The following is a 24,404-nucleotide window of genomic DNA, read 5'->3' on the forward strand; positions in this document are numbered from 1 at the left end:
CGACCCCGGACCGGCGGCCGACCCCGGACCGGCGGCCGACCCCGGACCGGCGGCCGACCCCGGACCGGCGGCCGACCACGCGTCACCGCCGGACCTCGCGTCGCCGTCCGACTTCGAGCCGTCCACCGACGTCGGACCGGCGGCCGACCACGCGTCACCGCCGGACCTCGCGTCGCCGTCCGACTTCGAGCCGTCCACCGACGTCGTCGAGGCGCAGGACGGGTCGGCGCCCCCGGAGGCGGCCCCCGACACCCCCGAGGACGACCCCGAGGGCTGGTCCCGCGACGTCGACGTGCTCCTGGCCGAACGCGCCGCCGCGGCCGACCGCCGGGAACGCGTCCTGCTGCCCGAGCACCTCACCGTCAGCCAGCTGGTCGAGCTGGCCGACGACCCCGACCGGCTGGCCCGCCGCCTGCGCCGCCCGCTGCCGTTCCCGCCGAACCCGCTGACCCGCCGCGGCACGGCGTTCCACACGTGGCTGGAGCAGCGGTTCGGCGCGAGCCGGCTGTTCGAGCTGGACGAGCTGCCCGGCGCGGCCGACGAGGGCGCCGCCCCCGACTCGGACTTCGGGCGCCTCCAGGAGGCGTTCCTGGCCAGCGACTGGGCCCGGCGCACCCCCTACGACGTGGAGGTGCCGTTCGAGGCGGAGATCGAGGGCATGTCCGTGCGCGGCCGGATGGACGCGGTGTTCGCCGACGAGGACGGCGGCTGGACCGTGGTCGACTGGAAGACCGGCTCGGTGCCCGAGGAGGAGCGCCTGCCCGCGCTGTCGGTGCAGCTGGCGGCCTACCGGCTGGCCTGGGCGGCGCTCACCGGCACGCCCGTGGCGAAGGTGCGCGCGGCGTTCCACTACGTCCGCCACGACCGCACGCTGCGCCCGGCCGACCTGCTGGACGCCGAGGGCCTGCGCGACCTGGTCCGCTCGGTGCCGGACTAGCCGGTTCGGTCCGGTGGGAGGCTTCCCCGGTGGGCCGGTGGCCCGGGTGGGCTCAGCCCAGCACCCGCGCGTCCGCGGGCACCTCCTTGAGCACCCGCTCGTAGAGCACCTCCAGCAGCCACCGCCCGAACAGCGACGGCCCGAACTCGGTCGACCGGTCCTCCGGCGGCACCACCAGCTCGGCCACGCCGGACGGGTCCACCGCGACGACCCCGATGCCGTAGTAGTCCAGCTCGATCAGCGGCCACGACTGGCCGCCCTGCGGCGCCGGCAGCACCACCGAGCACGGCGCGAGCGTCATCAGCGTCCCGCACGACTGCAACGCGCGGTCCACCGTCGACTCGCCCACGAGGACGCCCACCAGCTCCACCGCGGGCACGGGCAGCTGGTCGTGGGCGGCGGGCTCGAACCACGAGCGGAACCACGAGGGATCGGCCTGCGGCGGCCAGCCGTTCGCACTGCGCCACTCGTGCACGTCGGCGCGGACCCGCACGACGGCCGAGACCTGGTGACCCAGCACGGCGACGTCTGGGACGACGACGCCGCGCCAACCCAACGCCGAGGCGGCACGGTGGAGGAGCGGTTGCACTCGGGCATCCTAGAACTGGTTGCGGTTTCAATGACAGACCTGTCGGCGCGGTGGGTGTCGACCCGGACGCCGAGGGTGATCAGGGAGCCGATCGACCCACGCGCAAGGCCCACAGGACCAGCGGGACCTGGAGGGGCAGCCGCCCGTACGCGATCGCCCTGGCCTTCGGCGACTTCGCCTTCGCGCGGTAGTCGAGGGCCATCTTCACGTTCGCCGGGAACACGGCCGCGAAGAACACCGCCGCCAGCCTCGCGCCCAGCCGGCGCGTGCGAGGCAGGGCGACCGCCGCGGCCAGCGCCACCTCCGCGACCCCGGAGGCGTAGGTCCAGGTCCGCGGCTCGCCGGGCAGCGAACGCGGCACGATCGAGTCGTACGGACGCGGCTTGGCGAAGTGCGTGGCGCCGGCCGCGCCGAGCAGACCCGCCAGCGCGAGCGCCGACCACGATCGGGAACGAGTGGGTTCCATGGGACCACCCTGTCACGTCGACCCGCGAACTGCGCTCCCGGGGTTATCCTCCCGCAACGTGAGCGGTGATCCCGAAAAACCGGAACATCCCGAGCGGGCGGCCGTGGCCGCGTTCGCCGACGACTTCGTGGCCGGGCTGCGCGAGTGGCTGGCCATCCCGTCGATCGGCGCCAACCCGGCGCACCGCGGCGACGTGCTCGCCTCCGCCCACTGGCTCGCCGCGGCGCTGCGCCGCGACGGCTGGCCCGACGTCCGGGTCTGGGACGCGGGCCCCGCCCTGCCCGCCGTGTACGCCTGCCTGCCCGCCGACGACCCCGACGCGCCGACCGTGCTGGTCTACGGCCACCACGACGTGCAGCCGGTCGACCCGGTCTCGCGGTGGCACCACCCGCCGTTCGAGCCGACCCTCGTCGGCGAGGAGCTGTTCGGGCGCGGCGCGAGCGACGACAAGGGGCAGGTCGCGATGCACCTGCTCGGCGTCCGGGCCCACCTCGCCGCCACCGGCGCCACCCGGCCGGCGGTGACGCTGAAGCTGTTCGTGGAGGGCGAGGAGGAGTCCGGCTCGCCCCACCTGACCCGCCTGCTCGACGACCACCGCGACGACCTCGCGTGCGACCTGGTGGTGTTCACCGACACCCCGCTGTACGCGCGGGACGCCCCCACCGTCTGCACCGGCCAGCGCGGCGTCTACGGCGCGGAGGTCGTGTTCACCGGCGGTGAGTCCGACGTGCACTCCGGCCGCGCCGGCGGCGGCGTGCCCAACCCGGCCACCGCCGTCGCCAGGCTCGTCGCCGCCCTCCACGACGACGACGGGCGCGTCCGCCTGCGCGACTTCTACACCGACGTGGTGGAGCCCACCGAGTCCGAGCGCGCCGACTACGCCGCCCTGCCGTTCGACGAGGCCGAGTGGCTCGCCCACGCCGGCGGCGCGCAGGCCCCGTCCGGCGAGTCCGGCTGGTCCACCCTGGAACGCGTGTGGGTGCGCCCGACCGCCGAGGTCAACGGCATCCGCGGCGGCTACACCGGCCCCGGCCTGAAGACCATCGTGCCCGCCGAGGCGTCGGTGAAGCTCTCGTTCCGGCTCGTGCCCGACCAGCGGCCCGAGCGGGTCGCCGACGCGCTGCGCGAGTTCGTGCGGGCCCACACCCCGCCCGGCCTGCGCTCCGAGGTGATCGCGGCCGGCGACGGCGCCCCGCCCTACGCGGTGGACGTGGCGCACCCGGCGGTCGGCGCGGTGCGCGACGCCCTGGAGGCCGCGTTCGAGCAGCCCGTGAGGTTCAGCCGCACGGGCGGCTCCGGCCCGGCGGCGCTGCTGCACGGGCGGCTCGGCGTGCCGGTCGTGTACCTGGGGGCGACGTTGCCGGATGATCGCATCCACGCGCCGAACGAGCGCGTCGTCGTGCCCCAGTTGCTCCGCGGCGCCGAGGCCGCCGCCAGGCTGTGGCGGCTACTTCCGGAGAGGTTGTCATGATCCGCCGGACCCACCACGGCGAGCCGCTGGCCGAGCGACCCGGCCACTCGCTCGTCGGCGTGATCAGGATGCCGGACTCGTCGCAGAGCCCGGTCCGCGCGATCGTCAAGCGGGTCATCGGCGCCACCGCCGCCCTCACGGCCGCGGTCCTGATCGTCTACCTCGGCCGGGACGGCTACCGCGACGTCAACGAGGACGGCCTGTCCCTGCTGGACGCGGTCTACTACGCGACGGTGTCGCTGTCCACCACCGGGTACGGCGACATCACGCCCGTCACCTCCCACGCCCGCCTGGTCAACGTCCTGGTGATCACGCCCCTGCGGGTGCTGTTCCTGATCGTGCTGGTCGGCACGACCCTAGAAGTGCTCACCGAGCGTTCGCGCCAGGCGTTGCGCATCCAGAAGTGGAGGACCAAGGTGCGGGACCACGTGGTGGTCATCGGTTACGGGACGAAGGGCAGGTCCGCGGTGAGCGCCCTCATGGGCGACGGCATGGACCCCGGTCAGATCGTCATCGTGGACACCTCCCAGGAAGCCCTCGACGCCGCCTCGGCCATCGGCCTGGTCACCGTCCACGGCTCGGGCACCAGCAACGACGTGCTGCGCGTGGCGGGCGTGCCCAGGGCCAGGGCCGTGGTGGTGGCCGCCAACCGCGACGACACGGCGGTCCTGGTCACCCTCACCGCCCGTGAACTGGCGCCGAAGGCCCAGGTGGTCGCCTCGGTGCGCGAACGCGAGAACGAACACCTCCTGCGCCAGTCCGGAGCCGACTCCGTCGTCGTCTCCAGCGAGACGGCGGGCCGCCTCCTCGGCATGGCGACGGCCACCCCGTCGGTGGTCGACATGGTCGAGGACCTGCTCACCCCCGACGCCGGCCTGGCCATCGCCGAGCGGGACGTGGAACCCTCCGAGGTCGGCGGCTCCCCACGACACCTCCCGGACATCGTGCTGGGCGTGGTCCGCGAAGGCACCCTCTACCGCATCGACGCCCCGGAAGCCGACGCCGTGGAAGCCGGCGACCGCCTCCTCTACGTCAAGAAGGTCACCATGCCGAAGGAGAAGGAGCCAGGGCGGTAGCGGGGAGCCGCGGGCAGCAGGCAGCCACCACCCGAACCGGACCCGGTCACCACCCGGACCGCTGCGGCCATCACCCACACAGCACTCCCCGCAGCGCCCGGACCGGTCCACCCCGCCTCAGCCCACGCACCCACCGTCACTCCGCAAGCGGCAACCGCACCACGAACGCCGCCCCGTCCCCGTGCGCTCGGTCCTCATGCGCCCCGCGCCCATGCGCTCGGTCCCCGATCGTCCCCTCCCTGCTCGTCCCGTCCCCGCCTTCGTCTCCGTTCCTCCCCTCCCCGTGCCTACCCTTCCCGTTGGTCTCCTCCCCGTTCGTCCTGTCCCTGTTCGTCCCGGCACCGGTCATGCCCTGAACAGCGTCCACAACCCCCTTCATCCTCAGCGTCGGCTCGTCGACCTCGTCCAGCATCAACGCATCGACCCGGTAGGCATCCGTGCAGGTCAGCTCCCCACCATGTGCCCGCACCACCCCACGCGCGATGGCCAGCCCGAGCCCCGAGCCGCCCGACCGCCGATCACGCGCCTCGTCGAGCCGGACCAGCCGGTCGAAGATGCGTTCCCGCTCGTCAGGGGGCACCCCGGGCCCGTTGTCGGACACCACGAGCAGCGCGAACCCACCCGCCGTCGACACGGACAGCCTCACCTGCCCCGAGGGGCCGGTGGCCTGCCGGGCGTTGTCGGCGAGGTTGGCCAGCACCTGCGCCAACCGCTGCGGGTCGCCGGAGACGAACACCGGCACGCCCTCGACCACGATGTCGAAGTCAGGCGCGAGCAGTCGCGTCCGCCCCACCTCGGCCTCGGACAGCGCCAGCAGGTCCACGCGTTCACGGTGCAGTTCGAGCCCGACGTCGATCCTGGCCAGCGCCAGCAGGTCGTCCACCAACCGCCCGGCCCGCCGCGACTCCCGGACCAGCAGCAGGGTCAACCGCTCCCGCTCCTCGGCGTCCGAGGTCTGCATCAACGCCTCGGCCACCGCCTGCACCCCCGCGATGGGTGTCCGCAGCTCGTGCGCCGCGTCGGCCACGAACCTCTTGGTCCTCTCCTCCGATCCCTCCAACGAGTCCAACATGTCGTCGAACGCGGCCGCCGCCCGACCGAGCTCGTTCTCCACCGACGAGGGGTGGAGCCGGTACCCGCGCTTGCCCCTGGCGATCGAGCGGGCCAGCGTGGCCATCGCGTCCAACGGCGCCAACGCCCGCCGCACCGTCCACACCAGTGCCGCCGCCGTCACCGCCAACGCGCCGAACCCGACCAGCAGCAGCAAACGCCGCAGCCGCACCTGCGCGGCCGTGATCACCGCCGCCTCGGCGTAGAGCGTGATCGCCGATCCGTCCACCAGTTCCCGGTCGACCTGGTTGGCCACCCCCTCCACAGGAGCTTTCCCGAACACCGTCCCGTCCGGCATGACCAGCCGGACCTCCACACCCCGGCCCTCCAACCGGCCGGCCAGCTCCGCCCCGCGCACGTCCTGCTTGGCCAACTGCTGCGCCACCCGCGCCTTCTCCAGCAACGCGGTCTCGACGTCCCGCTTGGACTGGGCCGCGAACAACCCGTCCACCAGCAGCACGACCCCGAGCAGAACCACCCCGAGCACGCCGAGCGCGTACAGCGTGACCCGACGTCGCAGCGAGACGGTCCGCAGGCTCACGTCTCGTCGGCCCTGAGCACGTAGCCCAGACCCCGCACGGTGTGGAGCAGGCGGGGACCGTGCTCCTCCAACTTCCGGCGAAGGGCGCTGACGTGCACCTCCACGAGGTTGGGGTCGTAGTCCTCGTAACCCCACACCGCCGTGAGGATCTGCGTCTTGCCCATCACCCGCCCGCGCTGCGCCGCCAGGTACCGCAGCAGCCGCAACTCGGTGGCGGTCAGCTCGACCGGTCTGCTCCCGCGCAACACCACCGCCGAGTCCGCGTCGACCACGAGGTCACCGATCTGCACGGTGGACGGCGTGCGCCCCAGCCGCCGCAGCACCGCACTGACCCGCGCGACCAGCTCCGCCAGCACGAACGGCTTCACCACGTAGTCGTCCGCGCCCCGGTCCAGCCCCCGCAGCCGGTCGGACACGCCGTCCCGGGCGGTCAGCATCACCACCCCGGCCCCGCTGGTCCGCCGGATCACCTCCAGCAACGTGAAGCCGTCCCGACCGGGCAGCATCACGTCGAGCACCACCAGGTCCGGGCGGAACCGGCTCAGCTCGCCTTCCAGGTCCCGGCCGTCCGGCCGGACCTGCACCTGGTAACCCGCGTCCCGGAGGGCGGAGCTCACCGCCGCACCGATCGCTTCCGCGTCCTCGATCACCAGCACCCTGGCAGCAGTCGACACCTCCTCATTCTGCGACGCCCCGGCCGCGATTCCCCGACGCTCCACCCCGGAACCAGCACGGGTCGCACCCGATGACCAACCTTGTCCACCGAGACCGAAAGAAACCATGGCGAACCGCTATGAGCCGGCGGGTCCGAGGAGCGGATCGGCGCGCGAGGCCGCACGGGCGGCACGTCCTCGCGTGTCGAGCCGGCCGCACCTGAGCTCGAACCCGGACCTATCCCGAGCCCGAGCCCGAGTCCGAAGCCGAACCCGGGCCTGCTCGGACCCGACCCCAAGCCCCGAAACCGGCACTCGGCGACCGCGATCGATCAGGCCACCGTCGAGCACGGCGGCCCCCGGCGCGTGACGCGACTCCTCGCCCCGGCGGACCACCTCGACCCGGGCGATCAGCCGCCCGACCCCGGGAGCGAATCCCGTTCCCCACCAGGGGCCCGACCTGTCCGATGACTTTCGACGGGTTGTTCATGGGTCTATTTTCGAACAGGCGTTCGACGACTGGCAAGATCACGATCGAGTGACTTGAGGCGGGCGGGAACACCCGTCGGGCCCCACGACAACCGCCCCTCCCGTCTGCGACCATCCACGCTGTGGTGGTTCCGCGAAGCCCGGCGAGGTGGGCGCTGATCCTGCTGGTCACGGGACTGGTGGGCATCGCGGCGGCGATCGCCCTGTGGTGGCCGGGCGCGCCGGCCGGAACCCGCCCGGCCTCCGCCACCGTCGTCGAACCGGCCTCCTGCGGCAGCGCGGACGCCTACGACCGCGTCGAGTTCGAACTCGACGGCGAGGTGCGCACCGCCAGGCTCGACGGCTGCGGCCACCAGGAGAACGAGGTCGTCGACATCGTCCTCCCCGCCGACACCGGCGGCGAGTTCACCGTCCAGGCGGCCGCCAGCGCCCCCGCCGGCATGCCGCTGGAGATCAGGCTGGCCGCGACGCTGCTGTGCCTGAGCGGCCTCGCCGGCGGCCTGTACGCCCACCTGCTGACCAGGCGTTCTCAGCCCACGGCCGCCGTCGTCGCGGCGTAGGTGTTGCACGACGTCGTCATCCCCGTGCTGAACCCGTTCGAGGCCCACTCGGCCTGGTTCGCGGGGTTGCCGTGCGCGTTCTCCTCGGCGGGCTGCTCCACCGCGTACCGGAAGTCCTCCGCCGCCTCGGCGGCCAGCGCGGGCCCGATCGACCCGGCCGCCGCCGACAGGAACATCCCGGCGAAGCAGTTCGCCTGCAACTCCAGCCGCCGAGACATCTCCAGGCCCGCCGGCGTCCGCTCACCCGCGGCCACGATCTTGCCGTCCGCCGCGCGCAGCATCCCGCTCAGCGCCTGCACGTGGTGCCCGTACTCGTGAGCCAACGTCGCCAGGTGCGACCCGGCGCGCTCGCCGCCGCCGTTGTCGCGCAGCCGCCGCGTGGGCATGTAGATGGTCCGGTTGCGACCGCAGTAGTAGGCCACGGCCTCGCTCTCCGCCGGCGCGGAGCCGCACGGACCTTCCGCCAGTTCCGGGGTCGTGTCCAGCGCGGGCGGCGAGAACGGCAGGTTCGCCTGCTCCAGCACGGGTCGCCACGCCTGGTCGAGGCACGCCGTGCCGGCCTCGTAGTACGTCGACAGCTGGCCGTCCGACAGCCCGAACCCCGGCAGCGCGCACGCCACGGCGGGCAGCTTGGTGGGCGTGACCAGCAACGGGTGGTCGGCGAGCCGGTGCACGGCCCGCGGCCGCGGCTCCTCCGTGCCCCTCGCGGGATCGGGCGTCACGTCCGGCGCGGCCACCGGTCGCCCGCCGATCCGCCGGGAGGACTCCACCTGGGTCACCGCACCGAGGCCCAGCACGCAGGACACGATCAACGAGAACACACCGATGAGCACGATCGGGTTGTTCTTGGGCTGGTCGGGTGTGCGCACGGTCCTCCAGTCGGGTCAGCTGACTTCCGCCGCGCCGGCCACCCAAGTGTTGCACGCGCCGGTGTTGTTGTTCTTGAACCCGTGGTTCACCCAGGCCGAGTTCCGCTCGGGCGCGCCGTGGTCCCGGTTGGGGTAGATGGGGTAGTCGCCGCGGTTGCCCGCGTCGGTCAGCGCGACCGAGATGACGTCACCGGGCACCGCGCCGTGCGACAGCGGGGCCAGCGTCATCCCGCCGAAGCAGGTCGCCTGGAGCTCCTTGCGCCGGTTCAGCTCCAGGCCCGCGGGGGTGTCCCAGCCGCCCTGCTCGTACTGCGCCTCGCCGGACGCCCGCAGGATGCCGGAGAGCCACTGGACGTGGTGGCCGTACTCGTGGGCGAGTTGGCCCAGGTACTTGCCCGGGTGGTTGGGGTTGGCCGTGCCCTGTTCGTTCGCGTAGTGGTTGGGCGTCCAGTAGATGGTGCCGTCGCAGTACATGGCGGTGCGGTCGGGTCCCATGGAGCCGCACGTGTTGGTGATCTGCGAGGTCACCATGACCAGCTCGACCGGCTGGTAGGGCAGGTTGGCCTTGGTGAACGACGGCTTCCACATCGCCTCGACGCACGGCAGCGCGGCGCGCAGGAACTGGTCCTGCCCCGCCGGCGAGTAGTCCATCGCGGGCAGCGGGCAGCCCGCGATGTCGAACGCGCCCAGGTCCGCCGAGTGGATCGGGTTGTCGCCCAGCGCGATCACGGCCTTCGGGCCGGCCTGCGTCGTGCTGGTGGGCGGCCTGGTCGTGCTGTCCGCGGTGGTCGGAGAATCACTGGTCGTGGTCGTGGGTTCAGGCGAATAGGTGTAACTCGAATACCCGGAGTAACCGGAGTCGCCGGCCTGGCTGGAGTCGCGGGTCGCCGCGACGACGCCGATGGTCGCGATGCCGAGCACCACGAAACCGATCAGCAGCACCGCCACCAGCGGTCCCTTGCTCCTGGGGCGCGGCATCGGCGGGTAGGGCATCGGCGGCGGACCCCACCCCGGCGGCGGTCCGGGCGGTGGACCCCAACTGACGGGCGGCGGCTGCGGCGCGGCCATCGGCGGCCCGGCGTTCGGTCCGGGCCAGGGCGGTGGCGGTCCGACCTGCTGGGGCCCCGGTCCCATCGGGGGATGACCACCGGGGTGAGGTCCCGGGGGCTGCCGCCCACCGGGTGGGGGACCCGTCGGCGGGGGCTGCTGGACGGGCCACTGGAGGGTCGGCGGGGGCTGCTGGTGGTGCAGCGGCGCGGGCACCGGAGGAGGCCCAACCGGTCGTGGCGGCGGCCAGCCACCCGGCGGTGGTGGTTGCGTCATCGCTGGTGGTCCCCCATGTCGCGGATGCCCGAATCAGCATTGGAGCTTAGGGGAACTCCGCTATTCTGCGCGGCCGTGTTGAGAAACTGGGGAGCTGCCGCGATCTGCGTGATCGCGCTGGGCATGGGCGCGGGTGTCGCGGTGGCGCAACCGGGCAGCCCGTCCGGTCTGCCCGGGACGGTCAGCGCCGACGTGCGCCTGAAACTGGAGCGCGACGGCCGGTTGACCGTGACCGAGGTGGTGACCGTCCCCGAAGGAAAATCAGCCAATCGTGTGGTCCCGCTACGCATCGCGGTCGGCGGCAACCGCGACCGCGTGTACGAGGTCGTCGACGCGCGAGTGAACGGCGAGGGCACGACTACAGCATCGGCCGACGAACTGGCGATCGCACTCCGGGCGGGCACGTCCACCGTCACCTACGCGGTCGTCGGCGTCGTCGCGCAGATCGGCGACACCCTGGAACTGCGCTGGCAGCCCGCGAGCGGCTGGGACACCGCGCTGGACTCCGTCACCGTCTCGGTGATCGCGCCGGACGCGCCGCGGTCGGTGAACTGCCTGGCCGGCGAGCCGGGCACGGCGACACCGTGCACCACGGCGGAGCTGGGCGACGGGCGCGGCGTGCGGGCGACGGAGATCGGCCTGGCGCCCGGCGAGCGGGTCGACGTGGCGGTCGGTCTCCAGGACGGCGCGGCGCCGGCCAACGCGCGCGTGGTGGAGTCCTCCGGCCTGGCCGCGGCGTTCGCGCTGACCCCCGCGACCGGCGTCGGGCTCGGCGCCCTGGTCCTGCTGCTGCTCGGCGGGGCGGTGCTGCTGTGGTACCTCCGCGGTCGCGACGCGCGCGCCCTGGCCGGTGACGTCGGACCGGTGGCCGTGCTGGTCGCCGACCCGGCCGGGCGCGTGGCGTTCGCCTCGCCGGACGGCGTGCTGCCCGGTCAGGTCGGCACCGTGGTCGACGAGCACGTGGACGTGGTCGACGTGACCGCGACGATCGTCGACCTCGCGGTGCGCAACTACGTGTGGATCGAGGAGGTCGGCGGCCTGGACTGGCGGTTCGTCCGCCGCAACCCGGCCGACCCGTCGCTGTCGGGGTACGAGCGCGCGGTCTACGAGGCGCTGCTGCCCGACGGCGTGGACGCGGTGCTGCTGTCCGAGCTGCGCGGTCGGCGGATCGACCTGTCACGCGTGCGGGACGCGCTCTACGCCGACGTGGTGGCGAAGAACTGGTTCGCGCGACGGCCGGACGCCGAGCGGAACCTGTGGTGGTGGGCCGGGGTCGGGGTCGGCGTGCTCGGCGCGGCGCTGACCGCGGTGTTGGCGCTGGTCGGGACCGGTGCGCTGGTCGGTCTGGTGGTGATCGCGGCGGGTGTGGCGCTGGCGCTGGGCGCGCGCTCGATGCCCGCGCGGACGAAGCGGGGCAGCGCCCTGCTGGAGCACGTGCGGGGGTTGCGCGGGTACCTGCACACGGCGACGCCCCAGGACATCCCCGAGGCGGACCGGGAGATGGTGTTCTCGCGGTCGCTGCCGTACGCGGTGGTGCTGGGGGAGACGGAGCGGTGGTTGGCGGCGTTCGCCGGGACCCGTCCCGGGCTGTACTGGTTCGGCGAGGCGGAGCAGGGCGGTGACCTGGGGCGTTTCGCGCACCGGTTCCCCGCGTTCCTGGGCGCGCTGGACGGGGTCCTGGCGCAGGCCGGGCACCTGCGGTCGCTGCGGGGCTGACATCACCACCCGATAGAGATCTTGCCCCCCGTCGAACACCCGTTCGACAATGACACGGTCCGACCACCACCCCGCGGGCGGCGGGTGAGGGGGCCGGGCGCGGCGGCCGAAGCCGGTCCGGTGTCCAAGCGCGTGGCTCCACCGGGCCGGCGGCAGGTCGGAACGGCCCGCGTTCCCGGGTGCACCCGGGTCTGTCGGGGCGTCGAAGTGGCGGTCGGCCGGTCCGAACCCGGCCGGTTCGCGGTGGGCGCAACGGGACGGCGCGGCCGGCGGGTGACCTGCGGCCCGAGTGGCGGTCCGAACCCGTAGGCTGCGTCCATGGCGCTACCCGAACTGCACAGGTTCACGCTCCCCAACGGCCTGCGGGTGGTGTTCGCACCAGACCGCAGCGCCCCGGTCGTCGGGGTGAGTGTGCACTACGACGTGGGATTCCGCTCCGAACCGGAGGGGCGGACGGGGTTCGCGCACCTCTTCGAGCACCTGATGTTCCAGGGCAGCGAGAGCCTGGAGAAGCTCGCGCACTTCCGGCACGTGCAGTCCTCGGGTGGCACGTTCAACGGCTCCACGCACCCTGATTACACCGACTACTACGAGGTGCTGCCGTCGGCGGCACTGGAGCGGGCGCTGTTCCTCGAAGCGGACCGCATGCGGGCTCCGAAGATCACCGAGGAGAACCTGCGCAACCAGATCGACGTGGTGAAGGAGGAGATCCGACTCAACGTCCTGAACCGACCGTACGGGGGGTTCCCCTGGATCCTCCTGCCACCGGTCCTGTTCCAGACCTTCCCGAACGCGCACAACGGCTACGGCGACTTCACCGACCTGGAGAACGCCACCGTGGACGACTGCGCCGCGTTCTTCGACACCTACTACGCGCCGAGCAACGCCGTGCTGACGGTGGCGGGCGACTTCGACGTGGAGACGGCGAAGACGCTGGTCGAGAAGCACTTCGACGACGTGCCGGCCCGTCCTGCGCCGCCCCGGAAGTCCTTCGCCGAGGCTGCGCCGAAGGGCGAGCTGCGCGCCGAGCACACCGATCCGCACGCCCCGATGCCCGCGCTCGCCCTGGGCTACCGCATCCCGGACCCGGTGAACGAGGTGGAGGGCTACCTCGCCTACCTGGTCCTGGCCGGGGTGCTGACCGACGGCGACGGGTCGCGGCTCCAGCAGCGGCTGGTGCACCGCGACCGGCTCGTGGTGGAGGTCGGCGCCGGGTGCGGTCTGTTCGGGCCGCTGGAGGCGCGCGACCCCGACACGTTCAGCATCACCGCGATCCACCCCTCCGAGGTGACCGTCGAGCAGATCATCGCGGTGGTGGACGAGGAGCTGCTGCGGCTGGCGGAGGAAGGGCCGACCGCGCAGGAGCTGGCGAAGATCACCGCCCGCTGGGTGTCGACCATGCACCGCGAGCACGACCGGCTGACCAGCCGGACGCTGGGCCTCGGATCGGCCGAGCTGCTGTTCGGGCGGGCCGAGCTGCTGTACGAGCTGCCGGAGAAGCTGTCCGGCATCACCACCGACGAGGTCGCCGCCGCGGCCAAGGCGCTGCGGCCGGACTCGCGCGCCGTCCTGATCCTCAACCCGGCCACCGGAGGTAACGAGTGAGCGCCCCGACCAAGCACCGCAGCGCCGAGGAGATCGGCCGTACGGCGCTCGGGCCTCGCCCGTTCCCGGAACTGGGCGAGCAGCGGGCGGCGGCGGACCTGGACACCGTCGACACGACGCTGGCCAACGGCCTGCGGGTGATCGCGGTGCGCCGGTCGTCGGTGCCGCTGGTGGAGCTGCGGGTGCGGATCCCGTTCGGGGACCCGGCGACCTCCAGCACGGGCTCGACGCACGCGGCCCGCGCCGAGCTGCTGGCCAGCACCGTGCTGACCGGCACCGCGACCCGCAGCCGGGTGGACGTCGACACCGAGCTGGCGCTGGTCGGCGGCGAGCTGGACGCGGCGGTGGACCCGGAGCGGCTGTCGTTCACCGGCAACGCGCTGGTGGCCGGCCTCGACACCGTCCTCGACGTGCTGCGGGACGCGCTGACCGGCGCGACCTACCCGGACCACGAGGTGGAGCGGGAGCGGGAGCGGCTGGTCGAGCGGATCCGGCTCGCGCGGTCGCAGCCGAGCGTGATCGCGCGGGAGTCGCTCCAGCGGCACCTGTACGGCGACCACCCGTACGCCAAGGAGATGCCCGAGGCGGACGAGGTGTCGTCCGTGACGCGCGACGACGTGCTGGCCCTGCACGCGGCGGCCGTGCTGCCGCGGGGTGCGGTGCTGGTGCTGGTCGGCGACGTGGCGCCGGACGCGGCGGTGCGGGCGATCGAGAACGCGCTGGGCGGGTGGACCGCCGAGGGCGCCGCGGTGACGCCGTCGCCGCTGCCGGTGGTCCGGGGCGGCGACGTGCTGCTGGTGCACCGGCCGGGTGCGGTGCAGTCGCAGATCAGGCTCGCCGCGCGCGGTCTGGTGCGCACCGACGAGCGCTACCCGGCGTTGCAGCTGGCGAACCTGGTGTACGGCGGGTTCTTCTCCTCGCGCCTGGTGGAGAACATCCGCGAGGACAAGGGCTACACCTACCACGCGCGGTCGTACCCGGAGTTCACGCCGGGCGGCGCGGCGCTGCTGGTGGACGCCGACACGGCGAGCGAGGCTACCGCGGCGGCGCTGCTGGAGACCCGCTACGAGCTGGGCAGGATGGCCCTGGTGCCGCCGTCCGAGGCCGAGGTGGACACCACCCGCCGGTACGCCATCGGGGCGCTGCTGACCGCGACGTCGTCGCAGGGCGGGCTGGCGTCGTTCCTGGTGAACCTCGCCGGCCTGGGGCTGGGCGTGGACTGGTTCCTCGCGCACCCCGGGCGGCTGGCCTCGGTCACCGTCGAGCAGGTGGCCGAGGTGGCGCTGGAGTTCTTCGCGCCCAGCGCGTTCACCGGCGTGCTGGTGGGCGACGCCGACAAGCTGACGCCGCAGCTGCGGGCGCTGGGCGGTGTGGCCCTGCCGTGAGCTTCGAGCTGGTGGAGCTGCCGGCGCTCTCGCGGTTCACCGTCGACCGGCGGGAACCGCTGCGCGGTGACGGGGCGCGCATCGCGCAGCTGTGGCCGAAGGCGCGGGTCATCACCATCGACGTGCACGGCCGGACCCGGGTGGTCGACCGGGGGACGCGCCTGGTCGACCGGCCCGCCACCGACTTCGGCGACGGGCCGCCGGACACCGCCGTCCTGCTCGGCGAGCAGGACGGCGTGGCCTACTGGGCGGTGCCGCTGACCGAGGACGAGACGGACGTGGCGGCGCCGGCCAGGCGGGTGTGGTCCCAGCCGGAGCTGACCGACGACCCGCAGTGGGTGGACCTGCGGGCCGTCGGCGCGCTGCTGGACGACACCGGCGCGGGCCTGTTCACCTCGGCGGTGGCGCTGTTCCACTGGCACCGCTCGGCGAGGTTCTGCTCGGTGTGCGGCGGTCCGACGGAGTCGATCAAGTCGGGTTGGGCGCGGGTCTGCGAGCGGTGCGGACACGAGGAGTACCCGCGCACCGACGCGGCCGTGATCTGCCTGGTGCACGACGGCGCCGACCGGGTGCTGCTCGCCCGCGGCGCGGGCTGGCCGGAGGGGCGGTACTCGGTGCTGGCGGGGTTCGTCGAGGCCGGTGAGTCGTTGGAGGCGTGCGTCGCGCGGGAGATCGAGGAGGAGGTCGGCGTCGAGGTGGGCGGCATCCGCTACCTCGGGAGCCAGCCGTGGCCGTTCCCGCGGTCGCTCATGGTGGGCTTCGAGGCGGTGGCCGACCCGACCGAACCGCTGCGCTTGGCCGACGGCGAGATCGCCCAGGCCAAGTGGGTCGACCGGGCCGACGTGCGGCGGGCGCTGGCCGAGCCGGGCAGCGTGCCGGACCTGCTGCTCGCGCCGGGTGCGTCCATCGCCTACCGGATGATCCAGTCCTGGGTGGCCGCCGGCTAGGACGTCCCGGGATCGGGAACCGTCACCTGGGCGGGTGGTGACGGGCTCGGCCGCCGGGCCGGGCGGGGGCGCGTGGACAGCGGCGGTGCCGACGACCGGCGGCGCGAGCCCCTGACGGTGCCGGGTGTGGTGTCGGCGGGCTGTGCTCGCCGCTGGTGTCGGCGTGGTGCCCTGACCGGCGGTCTCCGTTCGGGCGCTTCCCACAGGGTGGTCCGCGCGGAAAGTGGCGGGGGCGCACGGCCGATCGGGCTCCTCCGGGGGTACGCGGGGGATAACGTCGTATGTCCACCGCGCCTTTGTGGCAGGACATCGCCAACTGGCCTGATGGGGGTCGCTGTGCACCGCAAGCTGACCGTGCGCGACCTGCGCGCCGGCAACCGGGCGCGGGTGCTGCGCGCGCTGTACTTCGACCAGCCGCGCAGTCGGCAGGAGTTGGCCGGCATCACCGGGTTGAGCCAGGCGTCGGTCAGCAACGTGGTCGGCGAGCTGATCTCCGAGGGCGTCGTGGTGGAGGCCGGGCAGGTCGACTCGGACGGCGGGCGGCCCCGCGTGCTGCTGCGGGTCAACCCCGCGTACGCGGCGGTGGTCGGGGTCGACGTCGGTGAGACGCACGTGCTGGTCGAGGTGTTCGACCTGACCCTGCGGCGGCTGGCCGAGGCCACCTCGCCGATGGGGCCGGACGTGCACTCGGTCGACGAGGTGGCGAAGCGCGTCCTCGACGGCCTGGACCGCTGCCTGCGCGACAGCGGGGTGCAGGACGTGCTCGGCGTGGGCATCGGTGTGCCCGGGTTCGTCGAGCGGGGCCTGGTCTACGCGCAGACCGTGGGCTGGCACGGCGTCGCCCTGGAGCGGATGTTGCGCGCGGGCACCGACCTGCCGTTGTTCCTGGACAACGGCGCGAACACGCTGGGCCAGGCCGAGGTCTGGTTCGGCGCGGGCCGCGGCGCGGGTGACGCGGTGGTCGCGCTGATCGGGTCGGGCGTCGGCGCGAGCGTCATCGCGGGCGGCGTGCTCTACCGGGGCTCGTCGGGCGGCGCGGGGGAGTGGGGGCACACGACCGTGGCCCTCGACGGCAGGCCCTGCCGGTGCGGGGCCCGGGGGTGCCTGGAGGCGTACATCGGCGCGTCCGGCGTGGTCGAGCGGTACCGGGCGGTCGAACCGCACGTGCCCGCCGAGCAGGAGGCGGCGTTGGCCGCGCTGGTCGCCGACGGGTCGGGGGCCGCGCGGGACGTGCTCACCGAGGCCGCCCGCTACACGGGCCTGGGCATCGCGAACCTGATCAACCTGTTCAACCCGTCGCGCGTCATCGTCGGTGGCTGGGCCGGGCTGCTGCTGGGCGCTCGCATCCTGGACGACGTCCGCGCCGAGGCCGCCCGCCACGCGCTGCACCGGCCGTTCGAGCAGGCGTCGATCGCCCTGTGCGAACTGGGTCCGGAGTCGGTGGCCCTCGGCGCGGCGACGCTGCCGGTGGCCGAGTTCCTCGCCGCGGGCGGGGTGCGCCGCCAGGCGCCCAGCCGCGCGGGGTGATCCCACCGCCGCCGGCTCGCGGCCGACCACCGCGCCCGCGCTGCCGTCCGACCGGCTCGAACAGCGGCCGGACGGCAGCGGCGAGCGGGACTCCGGCTCCCGCACTTCCGACCCGCACTTCCGACTCCGCACTTCCGGACCCCGCCCGATCGGGTCACGGGTCGACGCGGTCGAGCGCGGCACCGTCCCAGGTCGTCTGGATGCACGCGACACCGCGACCGTTGCGCGGGCGCAACACGTCGTAGATGTGCATGCGCGGAATCCTGTCCGACACACCCCAACCACTCGGCCAGGTGATCACCCAGTCCATGTCGAGGTCCACCAGCAGGCCGAGCATGCGCGCGATCGTCGGGTCGTCCAGCCGCTCGAACGCCTCGTCCAGCAGCACCAGCCGCAGCGGCGAGAAGTCGCCGCTCACCGCGTCGTAGAACGAGGCCGCCGCCGCGAACAGCGTGACGTACGAGATCAGGCGCGTCTCACCCGACGACAGCTGGCGCAACCGGCGCTCGCGCGGCCCGCCGTCCGGCCCGGTGTCGGCGACCGTCACGGTGAACTGGTGCCACGTCCGGTAGTCCAGCGCCCTGGCCAGCACCTCCGCGTAACTGCCGCTCCGGGTGTCCCGCTCCTGCTCGATCCGCTCGGTGAACACCTTCCGCAACGTCGTGTCCTGCTCCGCGTCGCGCTCCGCGTAGGGCAGGCGGACCAGGGCCAGGGCGGCGCGGGTCTCGTCGTCCAGCGCGGCCGAGTACTTCCACGTCAGCTTGACGTGCACGCCCTGGCTGGACCTGGCCCGGGCGAGGACCTCGTTCATCCTCCTGCACAGGTCCTCGGCCACCGCGACCTGGCCGCGCAGCCACTCGGCGAGGTCGCGGATCAGGTAGTCGGCGAAGATCCGCTGGTACTGGTCGTCCAGGAAACCCCGCTGCTCGGCCAACCTCGCCGTCACCCGGCGCGCGGCGGTGGCGACCGGCCGGGCGCCCTCCTCGCCGGTGACCATGACCGTCAGCAGCCCCGCGTGCTGGTCGGCGGCGATGTCGTGGCTGCCCGCCAGCGAGGTCTGCAACGCCTGGAGCTTGGCGATCACGGTCGACTCGCTCGCGCCGCGCCGGTCGCCGGTGGCCAGCGCGGCGCGCACGGAGGTCACGTCCACGGGCTCGTCCGCGGACACGTCCGGCAACGCGGCCACCAGCACACCCGGCGCCCGCACGGCCGCCCGGAAGTGCTCGGCGGCGCGGGTCGAGGACTCGCGCGCCCCACCGAGCTGCTCGGTCGCCGTGTCGAGCTGGGCCGACAGCTTCGCGGCCTGCTCGCGGGCGGCGGTCACGTCCTCGCGCACGCGCTTGATCTCGACGCGCATCTCCCGCCGCGAACGCTCCACAGTGGACAGCTGATCCGCGACCTCGCGGGCCTCGCCGCCGATGGCGTCGGTCAGCTCGGCCAGCGCCGTGGCCTGGGTCGCGTAGTCCCGGCACCGAGTCTCGGCCTCGGCCTCGGCGGCCACGCGGTCCTCCACCGCCGCGTGGTACCGGTGCCCCGCGTCGGTCAGGTCCGCCACCGTGCCCCGGCACTGGCGCCCCAGCACGTCCCCCAACCGGTCCGCGGTGCGCTGCGCCTCGGCGGCCGCGGCGCGTGCTTCGCGGAGCCCCTCGGTCGTCGCGGGCAGCCCGGCGTCACCGGCCTGCCGGACCAGGGCGGCGCGCGCAGCCTCGCTGCGGGCCTCGGCCTCCGCCAGCTCGGCCCGCAACTGCTCCGCGCGTCGGGCGGCGCGGTCGGCGGACTCCTGGGCGCCCTGGAGGCGGCCGTGCCGGGTGACCAGGTCGCGGTCGGCGGGGAAGCGCTCCAGGTGGGCCTCCCACTGCTCGACCAGGCGGCGCGCGGCGACCAGGTCCGACTCGGCCGTGCCCAGGTCGGCGCGCAGGATCGCGAGCTCGTCCTCCAGCTCGGCGATCCGGCGTTGCCGCGCGGCTTCGCGGGCGCCCGCGCCGATGAACTCGGCCGCGTCCTTGTGCCACGTCCCGGTCAGCACGCCCGCCTGCCACCGGCCGGTGGGGGTGACCGCGAACGTGCCCTGGCCCAGGGAGACCGAGGCGAGCAGGTCCGCCACGGTCCGGGCCGGCACCGGCGAGTCCGGCTCGACTGCCGGCACCAGCACCGACGCCAACGACGGGGCCGGTGCCGGCTCGCTCGCTACCGCGTACACGTCGTGGGCCGGGGCTGGGGTCGATGCCGGGGGGCTGTTGGCCGGGAGGTGTGGGTCGGCCGGGGTGCTGTCGGTCGGTGGGTGGGGGTCGGCCGGGGTGCGGGGGTCGGCTGGGGTCCGGGTAGCGGCTGGGCTGGTGGTGGCTGGGCTGGCTGTGGCTGTGGCTGCGACCGTGGTGGCCGTGGCGTTGGTGGTCGGGTGGGGTTGGGTCGGGTGGGGTGTGGTGGTGGGTTCCGGGGTGGTTTCGGCGTCCGATTCTCTCAACCGATGATCGGTGACGGTGTTTCCGTACATTTCCGGGCCATCTTCACCCCAAGGTGTGACCCAGGCGTCGAGGAGGCCCGAGGCTTCCAGGGCCGCTTCGAGGCCGGCTCGCTCCTCGTCCGGCACCGACGGGTGGAAGTCAACCAGGCGGTAGAACGGCGCGCCCGTCGAAACCTCCCGGTCGGGTGACACGAACCTGGACCGCTCGGGCACGCGGGACGTGCCGGAGCGCAGGGCCGCCAGTTCGGCGTCCCGACCGTTGATCACCTCGGCCAGTTCCGACCTGCGCCGCGCGTCGGTGTGGGCGCGGTCCCTCGCGGTCGACACCAGGGGGCCCACCCAGTCGCGCGCGGCACCGGTGAGGGCTCGGGCCGCGGCCGGGTCCACCGACCGCGGGAAGGGCAGGGGGTCGGGGGGTCGCGTGTCCGCGAGCGGGCCGGAGGTGCGCCACGCGTCCACCTCCGCCAGCCACGCCTGGGCGACCTCCGCCAGTTCGCGCGCCTCCTCGTCGCGCAGGAGCGCGGCCTCGGTCGCCGACCGCCGGGCGTCGCGTTCGGTCTGGTGCAGCGCGTCCAGCCGGCGCCGGGCCTCGTCCAGGGCCGCCGCCTCCTCGGCCAGGGCCAGCGCCAGGGCCCGGCGCTGCCTGGCCGCCGAGGCGATCTCCGCCGTGCCCGCCGCGGCGGGGCCCAGGGGCAGGTCCGCCACGGCGGGGGGCACGCGGCGTTCGATGGGCAGCGGCTCGGCCTCGGGGTCGGGCTTCGCGCGCACGGACTCCGTGCGGGTCTCCGCCTCGACGACGCCGAGGCGCGGCACCTCGGGCGGCGACAGGGGCAGACCGGCCGTGCGCAGGTGGTGGCGCAGCGGCTCGACCAGCTCCTCCGCCGTTCCCAGGTCCTCGGCCAGGCGCCGCCGGAGGCGCAGCACGCCGTCGACCGCGCCGTCCTCCTGGGACCGCTGCCTGCCCGCCACCTCCAGCGCCGCGACCGCCGACGACCGCTTCTCCGCCACCAGCTTCTCGCGCGTCCGCAGGTCCTGGAGGTCGCGGAAGGCGGGCAGCTCCTTCAGCGCGCCGATGGTCTCCTCGGCCTGCTGCTCCGCCACCTCCAGCGAGGTCAGCGAGTGCTCGGCCGCCGCCCGCCCGGCCAGGGCGCCCGCCAGCGACGCGGACAGCCGGGCCGATCCGCGTTCCAGCCTGCGGACGTCCTCCTCGGCCGCGCCGAGCTTGTCCGAGGCCGCCCGCAGGCCCCCGAACGCGTAGTCCGAGTAGGTCTTGAGGAACGTGCCGAGCGCGGCGTCCGCGGTGGACAACCGGGTGATGTTCTCCCGGATCGACTCCAGGTCGTCGAACGACGTGGCCAGCTGCTCGACCACGGCCTGGTCCAGCGGCGGCAGGGCGTCGGACAGGATCTGCTCCAGCTGCCCCTCCAGCACCTTCAGCCCGACGTCGGGGTTGCGGAGGGTGCGCTGGAGGTGCAGCAGGTCGCCGTAGCGGGCGGCGGGGACGCCGTAGACCCGCTCGGCGACCTTCGCGCGGAACGCGGCCTCCTCCAGCACGCAGTCCGCGCCGATCAGCTCGCGCAGCCGCGCCGGGGCCAGCGGGGTGCGGTCGGCGGTCAGGGAGAGGTCGTGGCCGACGCGGGCCGGGGTGATGAACCGCCACGAGTCGGTGATGGCCTGCGACGTCTTGGACGCCTTCACGCCGAGACCGCAGGTCAGGTACTCGCCGGGGTCGCGGGTCAGCTCGACCCACGCGTACCCGACGCGGTTGGGCCCGCCGTCGTAGTCGTCGAGCATCAGCCGCCGCAGCGACACCGTGTCGAAGCCCTTGGAGCCGACCTGCCGCAGGTCGCCGTCCAGGCACAGCGGCAGCAGCAGCTCCAGGGTGCGCGACTTGCCGGAGCCGTTGGTGCCCTGGAAGATCGCGCGCCCGCCGGAGAAGTCGAACACCTGCTCGGTGTACTGCCAGATGTTGACGATGCCGCCCCTGTGCAGCCGCCACCTGTTCACGCGATCTCCTCGTCGAACAGCGACCAGCCCGGCTCCGCCGGTGCGGTCGCCGGTTGTTCCGCTTCGCGTTCCGGGGCGCCGTCGGGCACGGGGACCCAGCGGTGCGCGACCGGGTTGAGCCGCCACCCGTCCCCGGTCGGGACCGCCAGGCCGGTGCGCCGCAGCAGCTCCAGCACCTCGTCGACCAGCCGGTCGAGGTCGTCGGTGAACTGCCGGGACCAGGCCGTCGGGTGGTCCTCGACCAGCCGCGCGCACAGCGCCCGCAGGTCGGCCGCCGCCACCGGGTGCCGCCCGTCCGCGCCCGGTGGGGCCTCCAGCAGCTCGGGCAGCGCCAGCAGGGCGATCCGCGCGACCGTGGAGGCGCCCGGGAAGTGCAGGTCGGTCAGGTAGTCCTCGGGGTCGGCGGCCAGCACGCCCTCCGCGCGGCGCTCGGTGCGCAGCCCGAAGCACGTCTCCAGCAGCGCGGACTCCTTGCGCTGGTGGCGGCGCAGCCAGTCGGCCTGCTCGGGCGGCAGGTCGGCGTAGAGCACGACCGGGTTCTCCACGAGCCTGCGCCGCACCGCGTGCTCGACGCCGCGCGGGCCGGGCCGGGCGGCCAGCTCGACCAGCCGTTCGGGGGACGTGGCCTCGGCGACCGGGCCGGTGAGCAGCTGCCCGAGCAGGTCGGTGTCGACGGTGATCAGCGCCTCGGTCTGGACGTCGACCGTGCCCTCGGTCTCGTGCAGCACGCCCAGCGACACCAGGTGCCGCAGCGCGGAGGTCAGCGCCCGCCGGTCGGCCACGTCGTCGACGACCGCGATCCCGGCCTCGGCGGCGGCCGCGCGGATGTCGGCGACCAGCCGCGACAGCAGCGCCTGCCGGCCGATGCCGGTGAGCACCGCCAGGGTGAGCGCCAGGTAGGCGTAGCCGCGCGGGGACATGCCGGGCACGCCGCGCGAGTCGTCGTCCACCGGGCCCGACTTGTGGAGCCGGGCGAAGCGCCGCTCCACCACCAGCCGGTAGCCCAGCAGGCGCGCGAACAGGTTCTGCAACGTGACGCGGTGGCGGTGGACCAGCACGACCAGCTCGCCGTCCGGCCCGTCGGCGCGCAGCAGCGGCCGCCGCAGCAGGGTGCGGGCGCAGCGCACGACGTCGGCCGCGTCGATCTCGGAGAGGCCGTCGAACATCAGTCGAGCACCAGCGCGGAGTCGTGCAGGGTGAGGGTGCCCGCGGCGGACCTGATCCGGGTGACCCGCCCGGCGGCGGGGGAGACGGTGACGCGCAGCCCGCGCACGGGGTCGGTGGCCGAGCCGGGGTCGTCGGCGGTGTCGCGCTGCGCCATGGCCAGTGTGAGCAGCTCGCACAGCACGCCGAGCGCCTCGCCGGACAGCGTCGTCGTGGCCAGCGCGGGCGCCGCCCCGGCCAGCTCGGCCACGGACGCGGCCCGCCGCTCGTCGGCCTCGCGCGCCTCGGCCAGCAGCGACTGCTCGGTCATCGGGTCGTCCAGGATGCGCGACGCGCGGCCGCGGCTGGCCCGGTCCGCGCGGCTGCGCACGCTCACCGGCACGTCCACCACCGGCCCGTCGCGCCACGGCGTGCGCTCGTCGTCGCGGTCGTGCTCCGGCTCGGGGGACACGTGCCGGGCCGAGTGCAGGCCGAACGCCGCCGCGTACAGCCGGTGCCCCCTGGACGCGTCGCCCCGGTCGAACCACCCGGCCAGCCTGAGCAGCTCGGCGCGCCTGCCGGGCAGCAGCCCGCCGCCCGAGGTGGCCCGCTTGACGCTGGCCAGCAGCGACCCGATGGCCCGCGCGGTGGCCTCGCGCAGCGCCGTCACCTGGCTGGGCCGCCCCGGGCGGTCCACGAACCAGTCGGTCAGCTCCTGCCAGTCCTCGGCCGACCGGCCGCGCGCCCGCTCGACCCGGTCGCCCAGGTCGGCGCGGCCGAGCAGGCCCAGCAGCCCGTCGCGGGAGGTGTTGAGCCGGGCCAGTCCGGCGGCGACGGCGGGGGTGTGGCGCAGCACGTCCTCCACGACCGCCTGGATGTACTCGACGAGCAGGTTGCGGAACCCGGAGATCTCCTCCGGCGCCAGGTGGTGGCGGGTCACGACCTGCCCGAGGTAGGCGTAGAAGTCGCGCACGGTGGCGGCGAGCTCGGCGTGCTGGAGGAACAGCGTGGTCACCTGCTCGGCCAGCTCCTCCCGGGGCCGCCGGGACTCGCCGGCCAGCGCCTCGGCCAGGGTCCGCCCGAGCCGGCCGAGGCCGCGCTCCACGGCGGGCAGCAGTTCCCGCGACACCTCGCGCGCCCCCTCGGGCACGCGCAGCAATTCGTCCACGTCGCGCTGCACCCGCACGGCGAGCTTGCCGACCTGGTAGCGCACGCTGCCGTGCCGGAACTCGGCGATGCTGGAGGCCACCACCTCGCGCCGGCCCTGCACCAGGTTGCCCCACTCGACCAGCTGCCTGAGCCGCTTGATGACGTTCTCGATCTGCGACTCGCCGGGCTCGACCCGGCCCTCGCGCTCGGCGCCGGCCAGCGCCCCCGCGACCTCGCCCGCGGACAGGTCGGCCAGCAGCGTGGAGGTGAACAGCCGCATGATCGCCAGGTACGTGCGCTGGTGGTCGCGCGCGTCCAGGTACGCGTAGAGCTTCAGGCGGGCTGGTTCCACGCCTGCCCACCCTAGTGCCGGGCGC

The 24,404-nt window shown here is 74.2% G+C and carries 18 protein-coding genes; 9 read left to right on the forward strand and 9 right to left on the reverse strand.

What is annotated here, in order from left to right:
* On the forward strand, positions 1-937 hold a 937-nt coding region (locus ACFP3R_RS30475; RefSeq protein ID WP_380641000.1), incomplete at its 5' end, for a PD-(D/E)XK nuclease family protein.
* 52 nt (positions 938-989) lie between these two features.
* On the opposite strand, the gene ACFP3R_RS30480 is transcribed toward ACFP3R_RS30475, so the two are convergent.
* Together ACFP3R_RS30480 and ACFP3R_RS30485 are read right to left on the reverse strand one after the other, a co-directional pair.
* Positions 990-1,526 (reverse strand): hypothetical protein, encoded by a 537-nt coding sequence (locus ACFP3R_RS30480; RefSeq protein WP_380641002.1) that lies wholly within the window; start codon positions 1,524-1,526, stop codon positions 990-992.
* A gap of 79 nt (positions 1,527-1,605) precedes the next feature.
* Positions 1,606-1,992 (reverse strand): DoxX family protein, encoded by a 387-nt coding sequence (locus ACFP3R_RS30485; RefSeq protein ID WP_380641003.1) that lies wholly within the window; start codon positions 1,990-1,992, stop codon positions 1,606-1,608.
* A 58-nt stretch (positions 1,993-2,050) separates the two neighbouring features.
* Between ACFP3R_RS30485 and ACFP3R_RS30490 the strand changes: the two genes are divergently transcribed.
* On the forward strand, positions 2,051-3,463 hold the full coding sequence (locus tag ACFP3R_RS30490; RefSeq protein ID WP_380641005.1) for a M20/M25/M40 family metallo-hydrolase: 1,413 nt from the start codon (positions 2,051-2,053) through the stop codon (positions 3,461-3,463).
* The gene (locus tag ACFP3R_RS30495; protein WP_380641007.1) at positions 3,460-4,539 is read left to right on the forward strand and encodes a potassium channel family protein; all 1,080 of its coding nucleotides are present in this window, start codon (positions 3,460-3,462) and stop codon (positions 4,537-4,539) included. The genes ACFP3R_RS30490 and ACFP3R_RS30495 overlap by 4 nt, the downstream gene beginning before the upstream one ends.
* Positions 4,540-4,675: 136 nt before the next feature.
* Here the strand turns inward: ACFP3R_RS30495 and ACFP3R_RS30500 are convergent, their stop codons facing one another.
* Both ACFP3R_RS30500 and ACFP3R_RS30505 read right to left on the reverse strand, forming a co-directional pair.
* Positions 4,676-6,190, reverse strand: coding sequence for a sensor histidine kinase (locus tag ACFP3R_RS30500; RefSeq protein ID WP_380641009.1), 1,515 nt, complete (start codon positions 6,188-6,190; stop codon positions 4,676-4,678).
* Complete coding sequence (locus tag ACFP3R_RS30505; protein WP_380641011.1) at positions 6,187-6,864, reverse strand: response regulator transcription factor; 678 nt, start codon at positions 6,862-6,864, stop codon at positions 6,187-6,189. Before ACFP3R_RS30505 ends, ACFP3R_RS30500 begins: the two co-directional genes overlap by 4 nt.
* A 590-nt stretch (positions 6,865-7,454) precedes the next feature.
* Here ACFP3R_RS30505 and ACFP3R_RS30510 point away from each other — a divergent pair.
* Complete coding sequence (locus ACFP3R_RS30510) at positions 7,455-7,892, forward strand: hypothetical protein (protein WP_380641013.1); 438 nt, start codon at positions 7,455-7,457, stop codon at positions 7,890-7,892.
* Here the strand turns inward: ACFP3R_RS30510 and ACFP3R_RS30515 are convergent.
* The gene (locus tag ACFP3R_RS30515; protein WP_380641015.1) at positions 7,862-8,761 is read right to left on the reverse strand and encodes a neutral zinc metallopeptidase; all 900 of its coding nucleotides are present in this window, start codon (positions 8,759-8,761) and stop codon (positions 7,862-7,864) included. The genes ACFP3R_RS30510 and ACFP3R_RS30515 overlap by 31 nt on opposite strands.
* Positions 8,762-8,776: 15 nt before the next feature.
* Positions 8,777-9,739 carry a neutral zinc metallopeptidase gene (locus ACFP3R_RS30520; protein ID WP_380641016.1) on the reverse strand — a complete coding sequence of 321 codons (963 nt, stop codon included), beginning with the start codon at positions 9,737-9,739 and terminating at the stop codon, positions 8,777-8,779.
* A 420-nt stretch (positions 9,740-10,159) separates the two neighbouring features.
* Between ACFP3R_RS30520 and ACFP3R_RS30525 the strand changes: the two genes are divergently transcribed.
* From ACFP3R_RS30525 to ACFP3R_RS30545, 5 genes are all read left to right on the forward strand, one after another.
* Positions 10,160-11,800 carry a DUF2207 domain-containing protein gene (locus ACFP3R_RS30525; RefSeq protein WP_380641018.1) on the forward strand — a complete coding sequence of 547 codons (1,641 nt, stop codon included), beginning with the start codon at positions 10,160-10,162 and terminating at the stop codon, positions 11,798-11,800.
* Positions 11,801-12,118: 318 nt separating this feature from the next.
* Positions 12,119-13,405 (forward strand): M16 family metallopeptidase, encoded by a 1,287-nt coding sequence (locus ACFP3R_RS30530; RefSeq protein WP_380641020.1) that lies wholly within the window; start codon positions 12,119-12,121, stop codon positions 13,403-13,405.
* On the forward strand, positions 13,402-14,790 hold the full coding sequence (locus ACFP3R_RS30535) for a M16 family metallopeptidase (RefSeq protein ID WP_380641022.1): 1,389 nt from the start codon (positions 13,402-13,404) through the stop codon (positions 14,788-14,790). The genes ACFP3R_RS30530 and ACFP3R_RS30535 overlap by 4 nt, the downstream gene beginning before the upstream one ends.
* Positions 14,787-15,737, forward strand: coding sequence for an NAD(+) diphosphatase (gene nudC, locus ACFP3R_RS30540; RefSeq protein ID WP_380641024.1), 951 nt, complete (start codon positions 14,787-14,789; stop codon positions 15,735-15,737). Before ACFP3R_RS30535 ends, nudC begins: the two co-directional genes overlap by 4 nt.
* Positions 15,738-16,061: 324 nt before the next feature.
* The gene (locus tag ACFP3R_RS30545; protein WP_380641026.1) at positions 16,062-17,264 is read left to right on the forward strand and encodes an ROK family transcriptional regulator; all 1,203 of its coding nucleotides are present in this window, start codon (positions 16,062-16,064) and stop codon (positions 17,262-17,264) included.
* Between the two features lie 154 nt (positions 17,265-17,418).
* Here ACFP3R_RS30545 and ACFP3R_RS30550 read toward each other — a convergent pair whose 3' ends face one another.
* The 3 genes from ACFP3R_RS30550 to ACFP3R_RS30560 are packed head-to-tail and all read right to left on the reverse strand — an operon-like array spanning position 17,419 to position 24,379.
* Positions 17,419-21,735 (reverse strand): SbcC/MukB-like Walker B domain-containing protein, encoded by a 4,317-nt coding sequence (locus ACFP3R_RS30550; RefSeq protein ID WP_380641028.1) that lies wholly within the window; start codon positions 21,733-21,735, stop codon positions 17,419-17,421.
* Positions 21,732-22,901 (reverse strand): TIGR02678 family protein, encoded by a 1,170-nt coding sequence (locus ACFP3R_RS30555; RefSeq protein WP_380641030.1) that lies wholly within the window; start codon positions 22,899-22,901, stop codon positions 21,732-21,734. Before ACFP3R_RS30555 ends, ACFP3R_RS30550 begins: the two co-directional genes overlap by 4 nt.
* Positions 22,901-24,379, reverse strand: a complete 1,479-nt coding sequence (locus tag ACFP3R_RS30560; protein ID WP_380641032.1) for a DUF2397 domain-containing protein — start codon at positions 24,377-24,379, stop codon at positions 22,901-22,903. The genes ACFP3R_RS30555 and ACFP3R_RS30560 overlap by 1 nt, the downstream gene beginning before the upstream one ends.
* Positions 24,380-24,404 lie beyond the last annotated feature (25 nt).

The organism is Saccharothrix lopnurensis (assembly GCF_042658445.1).
In the GTDB taxonomy this organism is placed as follows: domain Bacteria; phylum Actinomycetota; class Actinomycetes; order Mycobacteriales; family Pseudonocardiaceae; genus Actinosynnema; species Actinosynnema lopnurensis.

What these genes read in the sequence shown, in the direction of transcription:
- ACFP3R_RS30485 (WP_380641003.1), bottom strand. Translation starts at nt 1,992, where the DNA reads ATGGAACCCACTCGTTCCCGATCGTGGTCGGCGCTCGCGCTGGCGGGT.
- ACFP3R_RS30495 (WP_380641007.1), top strand. Translation starts at nt 3,460, where the DNA reads ATGATCCGCCGGACCCACCACGGCGAGCCGCTGGCCGAGCGACCCGGC.
- ACFP3R_RS30520 (WP_380641016.1), bottom strand. Translation starts at nt 9,739, where the DNA reads ATGCCGCGCCCCAGGAGCAAGGGACCGCTGGTGGCGGTGCTGCTGATC.
- ACFP3R_RS30530 (WP_380641020.1), top strand. Translation starts at nt 12,119, where the DNA reads ATGGCGCTACCCGAACTGCACAGGTTCACGCTCCCCAACGGCCTGCGG.
- ACFP3R_RS30545 (WP_380641026.1), top strand. Translation starts at nt 16,062, where the DNA reads ATGGGGGTCGCTGTGCACCGCAAGCTGACCGTGCGCGACCTGCGCGCC.
- ACFP3R_RS30555 (WP_380641030.1), bottom strand. Translation starts at nt 22,901, where the DNA reads ATGTTCGACGGCCTCTCCGAGATCGACGCGGCCGACGTCGTGCGCTGC.